The sequence below is a fragment of the Streptomyces sp. MnatMP-M17 genome (assembly GCF_900091995.1).
Taxonomy (GTDB): Bacteria; Actinomycetota; Actinomycetes; order Streptomycetales; family Streptomycetaceae; genus Streptomyces.
Window position 1 is genome coordinate 1 of record NZ_FMDK01000025.1, and the last position, 12,548, is coordinate 12,548.

General features: G+C 69.7%; 12 protein-coding genes and 1 pseudogene. 3 read left to right on the forward strand and 10 right to left on the reverse strand.

Translation table 11 applies throughout. The features are described from left to right. Nucleotides 1-54: 54 nt before the first annotated feature. From GA0115259_RS01520 to GA0115259_RS01530, 3 genes are read right to left on the reverse strand one after another with little or no spacing between them, the layout of a single operon-like run. Nucleotides 55-690 carry a DUF6875 domain-containing protein gene (locus tag GA0115259_RS01520; protein ID WP_093589651.1) on the reverse strand — a complete coding sequence of 212 codons (636 nt, stop codon included), beginning with the start codon at nucleotides 688-690 and terminating at the stop codon, nucleotides 55-57. Continuing rightward, entirely contained in the window at nucleotides 687-1,313 is a 627-nt protein-coding gene (locus tag GA0115259_RS01525; RefSeq protein WP_237539683.1) for a GNAT family N-acetyltransferase, read from the reverse strand. The genes GA0115259_RS01520 and GA0115259_RS01525 overlap by 4 nt, the downstream gene beginning before the upstream one ends. 41 nt (nucleotides 1,314-1,354) lie before the next feature. Then, entirely contained in the window at nucleotides 1,355-2,725 is a 1,371-nt protein-coding gene (locus GA0115259_RS01530) for a pyridoxal phosphate-dependent decarboxylase family protein (protein WP_093589654.1), read from the reverse strand. Nucleotides 2,726-2,920: 195 nt separating this feature from the next. Between GA0115259_RS01530 and GA0115259_RS01535 the strand changes: the two genes are divergently transcribed. Continuing rightward, the gene (locus GA0115259_RS01535) at nucleotides 2,921-4,303 is read left to right on the forward strand and encodes a serine hydrolase domain-containing protein (protein WP_093589678.1); all 1,383 of its coding nucleotides are present in this window, start codon (nucleotides 2,921-2,923) and stop codon (nucleotides 4,301-4,303) included. 131 nt (nucleotides 4,304-4,434) lie between these two features. Here GA0115259_RS01535 and GA0115259_RS01540 read toward each other — a convergent pair whose 3' ends face one another. From GA0115259_RS01540 to GA0115259_RS01550, 3 genes are all read right to left on the reverse strand, one after another. Next, entirely contained in the window at nucleotides 4,435-4,887 is a 453-nt protein-coding gene (locus tag GA0115259_RS01540; protein WP_093589657.1) for a GNAT family N-acetyltransferase, read from the reverse strand. 103 nt (nucleotides 4,888-4,990) lie between these two features. Further along, nucleotides 4,991-5,872 (reverse strand): GNAT family N-acetyltransferase, encoded by an 882-nt coding sequence (locus tag GA0115259_RS01545; protein WP_093589660.1) that lies wholly within the window; start codon nucleotides 5,870-5,872, stop codon nucleotides 4,991-4,993. A gap of 5 nt (nucleotides 5,873-5,877) precedes the next feature. Then, nucleotides 5,878-6,405: a DUF2269 domain-containing protein gene (locus GA0115259_RS01550; protein WP_093589681.1), complete on the reverse strand. Its 528-nt coding sequence runs from the start codon at nucleotides 6,403-6,405 to the stop codon at nucleotides 5,878-5,880. 76 nt (nucleotides 6,406-6,481) lie between these two features. On the opposite strand from GA0115259_RS01550, the gene GA0115259_RS01555 reads away from it, so the two are divergent. Then, nucleotides 6,482-7,123 carry an HAD family hydrolase gene (locus GA0115259_RS01555; protein ID WP_093589663.1) on the forward strand — a complete coding sequence of 214 codons (642 nt, stop codon included), beginning with the start codon at nucleotides 6,482-6,484 and terminating at the stop codon, nucleotides 7,121-7,123. A 603-nt stretch (nucleotides 7,124-7,726) separates the two neighbouring features. Beyond that, nucleotides 7,727-9,466 carry a globin domain-containing protein gene (locus GA0115259_RS01560; protein ID WP_370746983.1) on the forward strand — a complete coding sequence of 580 codons (1,740 nt, stop codon included), beginning with the start codon at nucleotides 7,727-7,729 and terminating at the stop codon, nucleotides 9,464-9,466. A gap of 24 nt (nucleotides 9,467-9,490) precedes the next feature. Here GA0115259_RS01560 and GA0115259_RS01565 read toward each other — a convergent pair whose 3' ends face one another. From GA0115259_RS01565 to GA0115259_RS01580, 4 genes and pseudogenes are all read right to left on the reverse strand, one after another. Beyond that, a complete protein-coding gene (locus GA0115259_RS01565; RefSeq protein WP_093589666.1) occupies nucleotides 9,491-9,970 on the reverse strand; it encodes an NUDIX domain-containing protein in 480 nt (159 codons plus the stop codon). 52 nt (nucleotides 9,971-10,022) lie between these two features. Next, a complete protein-coding gene (locus GA0115259_RS01570; protein ID WP_093589669.1) occupies nucleotides 10,023-10,916 on the reverse strand; it encodes a LysR family transcriptional regulator in 894 nt (297 codons plus the stop codon). 297 nt (nucleotides 10,917-11,213) lie between these two features. Next, the gene (locus GA0115259_RS01575; protein WP_093589672.1) at nucleotides 11,214-12,350 is read right to left on the reverse strand and encodes a cystathionine gamma-lyase; all 1,137 of its coding nucleotides are present in this window, start codon (nucleotides 12,348-12,350) and stop codon (nucleotides 11,214-11,216) included. Beyond that, nucleotides 12,347-12,548 (reverse strand): annotated as a pseudogene (locus tag GA0115259_RS01580) (low molecular weight phosphotyrosine protein phosphatase); the annotation flags it as partial. The pseudogene GA0115259_RS01580 and the gene GA0115259_RS01575, both read right to left, overlap by 4 nt.

The following is a 12,548-nucleotide window of genomic DNA, read 5'->3' on the forward strand; positions in this document are numbered from 1 at the left end:
TCGTGGGTGCGTCGTACGCGGGTAGGTGGGGGGTGGTGGGCGGGGAGCGGTGGCTCAGGACACCACTCGGCTGACCAACTGACCGCGGACCCGGGCCGGGATGTCCGGGGCGAACCGGCGCAGATAGTGGTCCATGTGCGTGTCGTCGCCGAGCAGGAACGGCAGATCGAAGACCAGGAGCTTACGGACCGCCAGCAGCGGTACGGGAGCCCGCAGCGGACGGAACAGGGAGTTCCACAGGCCCGGTTCCTCGCACACCGGATGGAACTGCCCGATCATCAGGCCGTCGGCCACGAACTCGTCCTTGGCCTTGCGCTGGAGCTCGTCCAGCTCGCCGGAGTCCGTCGGGTCGAAGCCCGGCAGCACCAGCAGCAGAGTCAGCAGCTCCTGGTCCTCCTCGTCCAGGCCGGCCGAGAGCTTCTCGTACCACGCCCGCAGCGAGCCGACGGCCGAGGACAGATCCGCGCCCTCCGTCCTGGCCGGCACCGCGAGATGGAAGAGCTGCTTGCGCAGCGAGGGCTGGGTGTACGGGCACACCGGGCCGCTCCGGCCCAGCTCCGGATGGCCGGACACCAGGAAGTCTCCGCTCCACTCCAGAACCGCGCGCAGATGCGGCAGATGCCGCTGTGGCACCTCGCCTTGCGCCACCTCCGCCGCGGTCCAGAAGTGGATGTGCTCGTCGCCCCTCACCGCGGGTCCCGCCACAGCGGACGCAGCGACGGACCGCCGTTCGGCAGCGTGATGTCGCCGCCGAGCGGGACGAAATCCTGCCGGAGACAGAGCGCCTCACCACCGGGTGAACTGGCCTCCGCGTACGCCGGGTGGCCCTCCCGGTCGGCACGGTCGACCAGCTCCTGGAGCAGAACGGAGAGCAGACCGTTCCGCTGCCGCGCCGGGCGGACCGCCCCGAACGAGGCGTAGTAGTGCGGAGGACCGGCAGGATGGCGCTCGGCCTGGAGTCCGACGATGGTCCCCAGCGCGCCGGCGTACTCGCCGAGGGCATCGGCGAACCGCTGTTCCAGCTCGTCCCCGCGCGCGTCCACCTCCTTCGAGGCACCTGGCGGCAGAAACAGCATCACCGCGTCGCCGCAGGGAGAGAGCGCCACTCCGTCGTAGTCGTGCGAGACGTCGACGAAGATACGGAACAGCCCGGGCAGCAACTCCGCCCGGGTCCGGTCGTCCGGAATGATCCAGCGGGTCAGCGGATCGTCGTGGAAGGCCGCGGCCAGCAGCGCGGCCAGCTCATCGGTGTCCGGCCTGGCAGGACGGCCCAGGCCCAGGACACCACGCGGCGGACTTTCGAACGTGGACAACGATTCCCTCCGGAAGGCGGTGCGGGGGCCGTGCGCTACCGCTACTCGCCGCGGACGGCGAGCTGCTCCACCCGGGCGTGCAGGCGGTCGAGATAGTGCTCGGCCTCCGGCTTGATCAGGACACTGCGCATTACCCGTGCCGCATCGGCGTCGCGGACGATCCGCGGATGCCGGCGTACGAACGCCTCGGCGTCCGTACGGAGCACACTCAGGAAGACCGGCTCCTTATGAGCGGTCATGCCGCCTTGCAGTAGACGTCCGGACGCCGCGTCGACGGCGGACAGCGAGGCCGGCCGGGTCGTCGGGAAGTAGGTGACGATGTCGAGATCGGGCCGCTGGTACAGCTCCAGGGCGTCCGACGACTCCAGCAGATCCGCCCATCGCAGCGCCGCGCGACGGTTGGCCGCGAGGATCGCCCCGAAGCCGTCCGGAGTCAGCGGGAGGAGCTGAAGAGTCAGCCACAGGCCTGCCGCCGCGGCTCCGGCCCGGGAGCACTCCAGGCTGATCTCGCCCAGATGCACCTCGGCGTCGGTGAAGTAGGTGTACGGCGAGTCGTGCGCGAAGTGCCGGCCGGCGCGCGGATCGGGGAACAGCACCGCGCCGCAGCCGTACGGCTGGAGCCCGTGTTTGTGCGGGTCCACCACGACCGAGTCGCACTCCGCCACCGCCTGCCAGGGCCTGGGGTCGATTCCCTCGGGCGCGTCGGCCCGTCCGAGCAGCGCGTAGAAGCCGCCGTACGCCGCGTCGACATGCACCCGTGCCCCGTACCGCCGGGCCAGGGGCAGCACCTCGTGCACCGGGTCCACGGCGCCCAGCCCGGTGGTGCCCGTCGTCACCACCACCGTGCCCACCCGGCCCGTCTTCAGCAGGCTCTCCAGGGCGTCCAGATCGATGCGGCCGTACGCGTCGACCGCCACCCGGTGGCCCTCGACGCCCAGGACCTCGCACATCCGCTCATGCGTGTAGTGGCATTCCGAGCTGTAGGCCACCCCGCGGTCCGGATGCAGCCGACGGGCCACATACAGCGCTTCGAGATTCGCCATCGTGCCGCTCGTCGTCAGATGCCCGACATGCGCGGGCAGACCGAACATCCCGGCCAGCGCGGTGATGCACTCGCGCTCCATCTCGGTGGTCGCGGGACCGCCCTCCGCCGCGTGGTTGTTGGGGTTGAACAGCATCGCCGTGAGATAGCCGACGACGGCGGCGGGATGCGGCGGCTTCACCATCTGCCCGGCGTAACGGGGATGGAAGAACGGGTAGTTGTCCTCCATCCGCTTCGCGAACCGCTCGAACGCGTCGGCGAACGCCTCGTCGCCGACCTGGTGAGCCGAATGCGCCTCGAAGGGACCGAACCGCTCGCCCCATTGCTCGGCCACATCCACCGCGCGCGGCAGCCAGTAGCGAAGATCCACGGTCAGCCTTCCCGGGCATACGACTCGGACGTACGACTCGGACGTACGTAGGAGTACGTATACGGGCCGGCCCGCAAGCCCCGCGCAACGCGCGTCGACTCGTCCGGTATCGGCTCTTCGGAGCCGGGCGGAAGGCTCTTCGGCTCCGCGCGAAATGAGGTCGACTCCCTGAGGCGGCACCGGTAGATGTGGGGCATGACATCACCCATCGAAGAGCTGCTGCCCGGCACCCGACGAGCCCTGCTGCATCGCATCGCCCTCGCGCAGACCGAGGGACGCGCTCCCTCGCTGGTCGCGGCGGTGGCACGCGAGGGACGGATGGTCTGGACGGGCTCCCGCAGCTGTGTGGAGGGGCATGCCCCGGACGCCGACACCCAGTACCGCGTCGGGTCGATCACCAAGACCTTCACCGCCGTACTGGTGCTGCGGCTGCGCGATGAGGGACTGCTCGATCTCGGTGACCCGCTGGAGAAGCATCTCCCGGGCACAGGAGTGGGCGAGGTCACCGTCGCCCAGCTTCTCGGCCACACCGCGGGACTGGCCGCCGAGAGCCCGGCGCCCTGGTGGGAGCGGACACCGGGCTCGGTGCGCCCGGAACTCTCCGATGTCCTCGGCGAGCGGCCCGTGCTCCATCCCGAGGGACGCCGTCACCACTACTCCAACCCGGGCTACGCGCTGCTCGGTTCGCTGATCGAGGCGGTACGGGGCGCGTCCTGGGAGGAGGTGCTGCGGCGAGAGATTCTGGAGCCGCTGGGCATGAACCGTACGACCACCCAGCCCGTCGCCCCGCACGCCGGAGGCTGGGCCGTGCATCCGTGGGCGGATGTGATGCTGCCCGAGCCCGCCATGGATCTCGGACTGATGGCCCCGGCCGGTCAGCTCTGGTCGACCGCCGCCGATCTCTGCCGCTTCGCCGGGTTCCTCGCCGAGGGCGACGTAAAGGTCCTGAGCCAGGAGTCCGTACGGGAGATGCGGACGCCGTCCGCTCCACCGGAGGCCGGGCAGTGGGACGGTGGCTATGGGCTCGGTGTGCAACTGGCTCGCCAGGCCGGTCGTAGCCTGGCCGGGCATACGGGGTCGCTGCCCGGCTTTGTCGCCTCTTTGTGGGTCGGCGTGGAGGACGGAGTAGCAGCGGTGGTGCTCGCCAACGCCACCTCGGGACCGGCGGTCGGGACGGTCGCCGCGGCTCTGCTCGGGATCGTCGCGAATGCCGAGCCCCGGATTCCTGAGCCCTGGCGTCCGCTGCCGGAGGTCGATCAGAGGCTGCTGGAGCTGACCGGACCGTGGTACTGGGGCACCCAGGCCTTCGGTCTGAAGCTGAAGGCGGACCAAGGTGTGGAGCTGCATCCGCTGCGCGGCGGTGGGCGCGGCTCACGTTTTGTCATGCAGCCGGACGGCACCTGGACGGGGCTTGACGGCTATTACGCGGGGGAGACCTTGCGTGTGGTGCGTCGGACGGACGGGTCGGTGGACCATCTCGACCTCGGTTCGTTTGTCTTTACCCGTCAGCCGTATGACGCCGAGGCGGATGTGCCCGGTGGCGTGGACGAGGGAGGCTGGCGCGGTCTGACGCCGTGAAACAAGCCGGATGTTTCACGTGAAACAGGCGAGGGTGGGCTTTCCGGTGTATGGCGGACTCTGCGGATACTCGAACTCCTCGGACGCTAGGATCCCCTCCGACTCCGACTCCGACGCCGTGGAGCCGTCGTTCAGAGCTGGAGCTTGAAGCCCATATGAGAGGCGGTGAAGCCCAGCCGCTCGTAGAAGCGATGGGCATCGGTGCGGCTCGCGTCGGAGGTGAGCTGGACCAACTGACAGCCCTGGCGCCGGGATTCATCGATCGCCCACTCGATGAACCGAGTGCCGAGCCCGCTGCCGCGCTCATCGCCATGGATGCGTACGCCCTCGATGATGGAGCGGAGGGCGCCGCGCCGGGAGAGTCCGGGGACGATGGTGAGCTGGAGCGTCCCGACCACCCGGCCCTCGCGCACGGCCACCATCACCTGCTGGTTCGGGTCCCGGGCCAGGCGCTCATAGGCCGCGGTATACGGGCCGAGGTCGTCCGGGGACTCGCGCTGGGCGCCCAGCGGGTCGTCCGCGAGCATCGCCACGATGGCGGGAAGGTCGTCTGGGGCCGCGGGCCGTATCTCCAGGTCGCTCATGATCCGCAGACTACGCCGGAGGGCGGAGCGGACGCCCTGGAGGCTTCCAGGCGATCCCGACCGTGTTGTGGAGCCGGGCGCCGAAGGTGGGCCGCCCTGCGACTCAGCCTGTTGCCAGGTTCAGCGGCGCGAACCGCCTGGTCCAGTCACCGGGCAGATCCGGGATGCCATGGACCATCGTCGTGGTACGGGCCGCCGGCTCCAGACCGTGCTCCTTCACCCAGGCCAGCAGCTCCTCATGGCGTATATCGATCATCGTACGCACCGGCCGATCGAGGTCGGGGCCCAGCGAAGCGACCAAGGAGCAGATCAGCGCTTTCGCGGTCTCCTCGTCGCCGGCGACCAGCGGGCCGATCACATGTGCCTCCGGAGTGGGCCAGACCGCCGCGTATCCGATGAGCCCGGAGCTGTCCTCCGCGACTCTGAGCCGGTCCGCGAAGGCAGGGAGACGCGCGATCAGATGGGTACGGTCGACCCCGAGGACCTCGGTGTCCAGACGCACGATCGCCGGCAGATCGCCGGCGGCAGCGGGCCGTGTCGCCACCGATGGCGCGGTCTCCGGAGACCGGAAGCGCCCGAGGACCGTCTCGGTCCCGCCGATATCGGTGAAGCCGAGCTGCCGGTAGAGCGGCCGGCCGTACTCCGTGGCATGCAGCATGAGCGGCGTGCCTCCGGCCTCGCGCAGTACATGAGTCATCAGCCGCCGTCCGAGCCCCTGCCGGGCATGGCGTCCGGCGACAAGCATCATGCCGATCGCCGCGAGACCCTGGCCGCCGCCCGAAGAGCCGTACGAGGTGATCACACAGACGGCGGCCAGGCCCTTGCCCCCGGGATCATCGATGCCGTATCCGGTGCCCGCTGTCAGCAGCAGCCCCCATCTGTGCTCCTCCCGGGCCCAGCCACGGTCCTCGGCGAGATCCGCACAGGAGATGAGGTCACCCAAGGTCAGACGGCGGATGGGCAGAACGGAGAGCGATGTCGGCATGGGGATCAGGCTGTCGGAGCCGGTGATCGTTCGTCCACCGGTTTGCGGGAAGTCGGTACAGCCCGAAGGCGGCGCCCGCGCCGGGTCAGTCCCCAAGGCTTGAGCACCGAGATCGCGGTCATCAAGAGATAGGCGGAGGTGGCCACCGTGGGCGCGGCGACCAGGCTGCTGTCCGGTATTCCGGTGGCCGCGGCTGTATGGATGCCTGGCCGCAGGGCGAAGACCTTCGCACCGAAGGTGATCAGAGTGAGCCAGAACTTGATCCACACCCATCGATACCGGGCCAGACCCCAGGGCGTACCGAGCGAGAGCACCAGTCCGCTGATCAGCGCGAGCAGGGCCACCGGGATGATCGGCCAGTCGACGAGGATCTTCATGGCCTGGTAAGCGGTCTGGGTGATGGCGGGGTCGCTGGTGCGGAAGGCGGTCACGCCGAGTGTCAGCAGACCGATCGTGAGCCCCAGCCAGCTCACGGACGTAGCGACATGGACGACCAGGAGGGCCCGGCGGACGGGCCGTTTGAGGTGTTTCACGTGAAACACGGTGCCGTCCGGTCGGCGGAAGGGCGTCTGACGAGGGGAGTAACTGTACGTACTAACCTCGGCGTACATGGCGAGCGTACGCAGACTGCATCTCTTCGACCTCGATGGAACACTCATCCGCGGTTCGGCCGCTGCTGTGGAGATCTCACGGCAGCTCGGGCTGAGTGCCGAGATCGCCGAATTGGAGAGCCACTTCTTCTCCCGAGGGATGGCGCCGGACGAGTTCGCGGTACAGGCGAGGGCGCTATGGGCCGATCTGACCATGGAGCAGGTATCGGCAGCCTTCGACGGTGCGCCCTGGCTGGCCGGAATACGTGAGGTCTGGGCGGATATCCGGAGCCAAGGAGATTACTGTGCCGTTATCTCCCTCTCGCCCGACTTCTTTGTCAGACGCCTGCTGGACTGGGGCGCGCATGCCGCCCATGGTTCACGCTGGCCGGTTCCGCCTTTCACCGAGCCGGTCGACCGGGCGGGCATTCTCAACCCGGCGGCCAAAGTGGAGATCGCGAACCGGCTGTGTGCAGAGTTCGGGGTAAGCCTGGACGACTGCGTTGCGTACGGTGATTCCATGTCGGACGCCGAGATCTTTGCGGCGGTGCCCTGGGCGGTGGCGGTGAATGCCGACCACCATCTGTCGGGGCTTGCCACGCACACGTACAGCGGAAGCGATCTGCGTGAGGCCTATGAACTGGTATGCCCTGCGCGGTGACTCAGGCGCCTCCGGACAGTAATACGCTGGCCCGAGGGCGCCGTGGGAAACGCGGCGGGAAACCGCGAATGGGCACAGGAGCAATGCAGCGTAACGGTAAATCCGGTACGGATGGCCGGACTTCACGCTCTTTGTCCCATCCGCCGGTGTTCCCTGTCATGCTGCGACAGCAGGGAACGGGAGCGCGGCGGAGGCTAATGTGGGCTGTCAACAGTCCTAGTCGAGCGGGGAATTGCTAGCGTATTCCGGGCCAGCGGAAGTGCGCAGACCGACCGAAAGATGTTCGAGGCGAGGCACACCATGGACGCTCCGACCACCACGTCGGCCGACAACGGCACTTCCGGAGACGGCGGAAAGGGCGGCTGGTTCGCTCCCCGCAGGGCGCCGAGCGCCGAGGGCCGCACCGACTCCGGCACGGCAAGCGGACCGGCAGGCGGTGCGGCGGCGCAGTCGGCCGGCCGGGAGCGAATACGCGTGCCGAGCCGCTCACTTGCCTCCATACGGCCGGTCGGTTCCGGCGCCACGCGTCCCACGCGGCCATCGCGTGAGGGACCCGCGGGGCATGACGCGCGTACGGAGACGGTCCCCGGCCCTCCGGCACCGGTGGACGACGTCCCCGACGCCTTTCGCCCGCGTACCAACCCGCGCGCCAAGGGATCCCATGACGGTGACGGACCGGCCGCGCATCCGCCGGTCCCTGAGGGACCCGTCACCACGGCAGAGACGGGCAGAGAGCGGGGACCTGTCTCCCAGGCCGCTGCGGAGGCCGCCGTACGGTCCGCTGTCGGCCGGCCGGTGCCCGCCCGGCCGATCCCTGCTCAGCCGATCCCCACACAGCCGACGCCGGCCCAGCCGGCTGCGGCCCGGCCCGATCCCGTAGGGCCTCCCGAGACGCGCGCCCAGGCCGCACAGGAGACCGGCGAGCCACCCGCCAGGCCGAGGCCACCGGAGCCGGACGCGGAGCCGCGTGCTTCCGAGCCACAGGCCATGGACGCCCGTGTCACCCAGCCCGACGCCTTCGAGACCGGACCCGAGACCGGCCATACCGAGCCCGGACACACCGAGACCGGCGCCTCCGCGCTCCGGACCGCCGCTCCGCTGCCGCAGGAGGCCCCGGTATCGGCCGTGCTGCCTCCGGAAGCTCCGTCGATGGCCCCGGCCACGCAGCCGTCCGTCGCCGCACCCGCGGCCTCTCTCTTCCAGGAGGACCGCAACGCGTCCCCCGACGCGATCCTCATCCGTCGCACGCTGGAGGAGGTCGCTCCCGTCGCCGACCAGCTCACCTCCTACTTCTACGCGCTGCTCTTCGTCCGACATCCGGATCTGCGCAATCTGTTCCCCGCGGCCATGGACGCCCAGCGCGACCGCCTCCTCAAGGCGCTGCTCACCGCCGCCGAGCACATGGACACCCCGGACGTCCTGACCGGCTATCTGCGCCAGTTGGGCCGTGGACACCGCAAGTACGGCACCCAGGCGACGCACTATCCGGCCGTGGGCGAGGCCCTGATCGGCGCGCTGACCCGCTATGCCTCCACCATCTGGGACGAGGAGACCGAGGGCGCCTGGGTCAGGACGTACACGACCATCTCGCAGATCATGATCGACGCCGCCGCCGAGAACGAGCTGCACGCTCCGGCCTGGTGGCAGGCCGAAGTGGTCTCGCACGAGCTGCGCACCGCCGACATCGCCGTCGTCACCGTCCGGCCCGACCAGCCGTATCCCTTCCTCGCCGGGCAGTACACCAGCCTGGAGACGCCGTGGTGGCCCCGGGTCTGGCGGCACTATTCCTTCGCCTCGGCACCGCGCCCGGACGGGCTGCTCTCCTTCCATGTCAAGGCCGTTCCGGCGGGCTGGGTCTCCAATGCCCTGGTCCATCACGCCGGTCCCGGCGATGTGCTCCGTCTCGGGCCGCCCGCCGGCTCGATGATCGTGGACCACAGCAGCCACAACGGTCTGCTCTGTCTGGGCGGAGGCACCGGCATCGCGCCCATCAAGGCGCTCGTCGAGGATGTCGCCGAGCACGGCCACCGGCGCCCGGTCGAGGTCTTCTACGGTGCGCGCAGCGATCAGGACCTGTACGACATCGAGACGATGCTGCGGCTGGAGAGCGAGCATTCCTGGCTCTCCGTACGCCCGGTGGTCGCGGAGGGGCCCACCCTGGGACTGACGGGACAGCTTCCCGAGGCGGTGCGCGAGCACGGTCCCTGGCATGAGTACGACGCGTATCTGTCCGGTCCGCCCGGGATGATCCGCAGCGGCCTTGACGCGCTCAAGGGCGCCGGGATCCCGTCCGAGCGGATCCGCCACGACTCCCTCGAAGAGCTGGTGGCCGCTGCCAACTGAGCCCGGCCGGGCGGAGTTGAGTCCTCAGCCGAGATCGGGGGCGTGCATCGCGCGCACGCCCTCGATATTGCCGTCGAGATAGTGCCGCAGCGAGAGCGGTACGAGATGGACGGCGGCGATCCCGATCCGGCTGAACGGCACCCGGACGATCTCGTACTCCCCGCAGGGCTCGTCCATCTCGGGGCCGTGCCGCAGGGAGATGTCCATCGACTCCAGCCGGCAGACGAAGAAGTGCTGCACCTTGACGCCGGTCACGCCGCCGTCGGCGATATGTTCCACGGTGTCGACGAAGCACGGCACCACATCGATGATCTTGGCGCCCAGCTCTTCGTGGACTTCGCGGTGGAGCGCGTCGACAACGGTGGAGTCCGTCGTCTCGACGCCGCCGCCCGGTGTGATCCAGTAGGGATCCACTCCTGGCTTGGTGCGTTTGATCAGGATCAGGTCGTCGCCGTCGAGCAGGATGGCGCGTGCGGTGCGCTTGACCACGGGCCGTTCGGTCATGGGAAGAGGTTCGCCCGTGGCACCCGTTCTGAAACGCCCGTCGGCCCCGCTGTCACCAGTCCACCGCAGCACGCAGCAGCCACTCGTGCGCCCGCGCGACCGGCGGCAGCGCGAGTGTGCCGGTGCGTACGACCAGGAAATAGGTGCGCAGCGGAGGCACCGGCGGATCGAGGAGCGCGACCACCTCTCCCCGTTCCAGTGCGCCCTGGCAGAGATAGCGGGGCAGTACGGCCAGTCCCGCGCCCGCCGCCGCGCATTCCAGCACGGCCCGCAGATCGGGCGCGATCACCGTACCCGCGGCGGCCGGCGGGGAGTCGAAGACGGACGCCCAGTAGCGGGAGACGAGCGGCAGCGATTCATGCACCTCCACCACCGGGAGCTGCTCCAGCACCACATGGCCCTCGCGCAGGACCGTATGGCCCAGCCGCGCGGCCCAGCGTGGCGCGGCGACCAGCACATGCTCCTCGTCGCAGAGCGGAGTCGACGTCAGCAGTCCGCCGCGGGGCCGGGCCGTGGTGATGGCCAGATCATGGTGTCCGGCGGCCAGCCCTTCCAGGGTCTCCTCGGCATTGGCGCAGAACGAGGCGCGCAGTGTGAGGCCATGGGCGGTGAGCGGGGTGAGCGCCGGCAGCGCGCGTACGGATGTGAACTCCGGCGGCCCCGCCAGATGGAGCGTCCGGGCGCCGGACTCCTCGTCGAGCCCGGTCTCGGCGATCTCGATCAGCGCGTCGAGATGCGGTGCCGCCCGGTGCGCGAGTTCGTCGCCGATCGTCGTGGGTGTCACGCCGCGGGCCTGGCGCAGAAAGAGCGGGCGGCCGAGCTGCCGTTCGAGAGTTCTGATCTGGCCGGTCACCGCGGGCTGGGAGAGACCGAGCAGCGCCGCGGCCCGGGTGAAGGAGCCGGCGCGGTGCACGGTGACGAAGGTACGCAGCAGAGCCAGGTCCATGTCCCGCTCTCCCGTCTCGTACCTGGGCCGTGTCTGCCACATTCCGTCTGGCTCGCGACGCCCTGCGGGCGAACGACGCCATGTGGCAGACACGGCCCAGCCCCCGCAGCGTCTTCGGACCGTCAACTATAAATAAGTCGATAGGTTGCTGTCGCTACTGTGATTGGACACTGACGCAGAGTCAACTAGCCTTGAGCAAGTGGTTCTCCGCGCGTGGAACCTGGGACGGTCCGAGCCATGAGGGGGGAGGCTCGGACCGTCCGTATCCGGTGAACGCTGCATTCCACGGGCCAGGTTTCAGCAGGCCGCTCCGTCCAGGGCGCGCAGCACATCCGCGACCAGGTCCTCGGCGTCCTCGGCGCCGACGGAGAACCGGATGAAGCCTTCCGGTACGGCGTCGCCTCCCCACCGGCCGCGCCGCTCGGCCGTGGACCGTACGCCGCCGAAGCTGGTCGCGTCGTCCACCAGCCGCAGCCCGGCGAGAAAGCGCTCGGCCCATTCCCGGTCGGGCAGTACGAACGAGACCACGGAGCCGAAGCGCCGCATCTGCCGCGAGGCGACGGGATACGAGGGATCGCTCGGCAGCCCGGGATGGCGCAGCCCGCTCACCTCGTCACGTCCCAGCAGCGCCTGAGCCAGCACCAGCGCGCTCGCGCACTGACGGTCGATCCGGAGCTGGAGCGTGGCCAGCGAGCGGTGCGCGAGCCAGGCTTCCATCGGCCCCGGGATCGCTCCGACGACCTTGCGCCAGCGCCGTACTCCCGCCGCCAGCTCAGGATCGGCGCTGGTCACATGGCCGAGCAGGATATCGCCATGGCCCGTCATACCCTTGGTGTCACTGGCCACCGAGAAGTCCGCGCCGAGCTCCAGAGGCCGCTGGCCGAGCGGTGTGGCGAGCGTGTTGTCGACGGCGACCAGCACGCCCGCGGCATGCGCCTCCCGTACCAGCCGCCGTATGTCGCAGACATCGAGTCCGGGGTTGGACGGAGTCTCGATCCAGAGCAGCCGGGCGCCGTCGAGAACACCGAGTTGGGCATCGCCGCCGGTCGGCGCCGTCCGCACTGTCACGCCGTACGCCTCAAGACGTTCGCGCAGCAACGGCAGGGCCTGATAGCCGTCGCTCGGCAGTACGACCGTGTCGCCGGCCCGGAGCTGTGAGAAGAGCACCGCCGAGATCGCGGCCATCCCGGAGGCGAAGACGACGGTCTCGACCGGCTTCCCAGGCGCCTCCAGCTCGCCGATGGCCCGTTCCAGATGGGTCCAGGTCGGATTGTCGTCCCGGCCATAGGTGTACGGGCCGGTCGGTTCGCCCGGCAGGTGGTAGTGGGCGGCGAACACCGGGCCCGGCAAGGTCGGTTCGTAGGTGACCGGGTCGGGCAGCCCGGCCCGCACCGCCCGAGTGCCGTCCCCGATGCCCGTACCGTTCTCGCTCATGCCGCCGCCTCCTCGATCGTGTCCCGTACGGCGGAGAGCAGCCCTTCGCTCGCCGCCTCCACCAGCTCCAGACACTCCTCGAAGCCGGCGATGTCCCCGTAGTACGGATCGGGTACACCCAGCTCACCGGTCGGCTCCGCGGCGGCGTCGTACGAGCGCAGCAGCCGCACCTTCGCGGCATCGGCGGCGGGGGGGGCG

Coding starts and splice junctions, on each gene's coding strand:
- GA0115259_RS01535 (WP_093589678.1), top strand. CDS start 2,921: ATGACATCACCCATCGAAGAGCTGCTGCCCGGCACCCGACGAGCCCTG.
- GA0115259_RS01540 (WP_093589657.1), bottom strand. CDS start 4,887: ATGAGCGACCTGGAGATACGGCCCGCGGCCCCAGACGACCTTCCCGCC.
- GA0115259_RS01545 (WP_093589660.1), bottom strand. CDS start 5,872: ATGCCGACATCGCTCTCCGTTCTGCCCATCCGCCGTCTGACCTTGGGT.
- GA0115259_RS01555 (WP_093589663.1), top strand. CDS start 6,482: ATGGCGAGCGTACGCAGACTGCATCTCTTCGACCTCGATGGAACACTC.
- GA0115259_RS01565 (WP_093589666.1), bottom strand. CDS start 9,970: ATGACCGAACGGCCCGTGGTCAAGCGCACCGCACGCGCCATCCTGCTC.
- GA0115259_RS01570 (WP_093589669.1), bottom strand. CDS start 10,916: ATGGACCTGGCTCTGCTGCGTACCTTCGTCACCGTGCACCGCGCCGGC.
- GA0115259_RS01575 (WP_093589672.1), bottom strand. CDS start 12,350: ATGAGCGAGAACGGTACGGGCATCGGGGACGGCACTCGGGCGGTGCGG.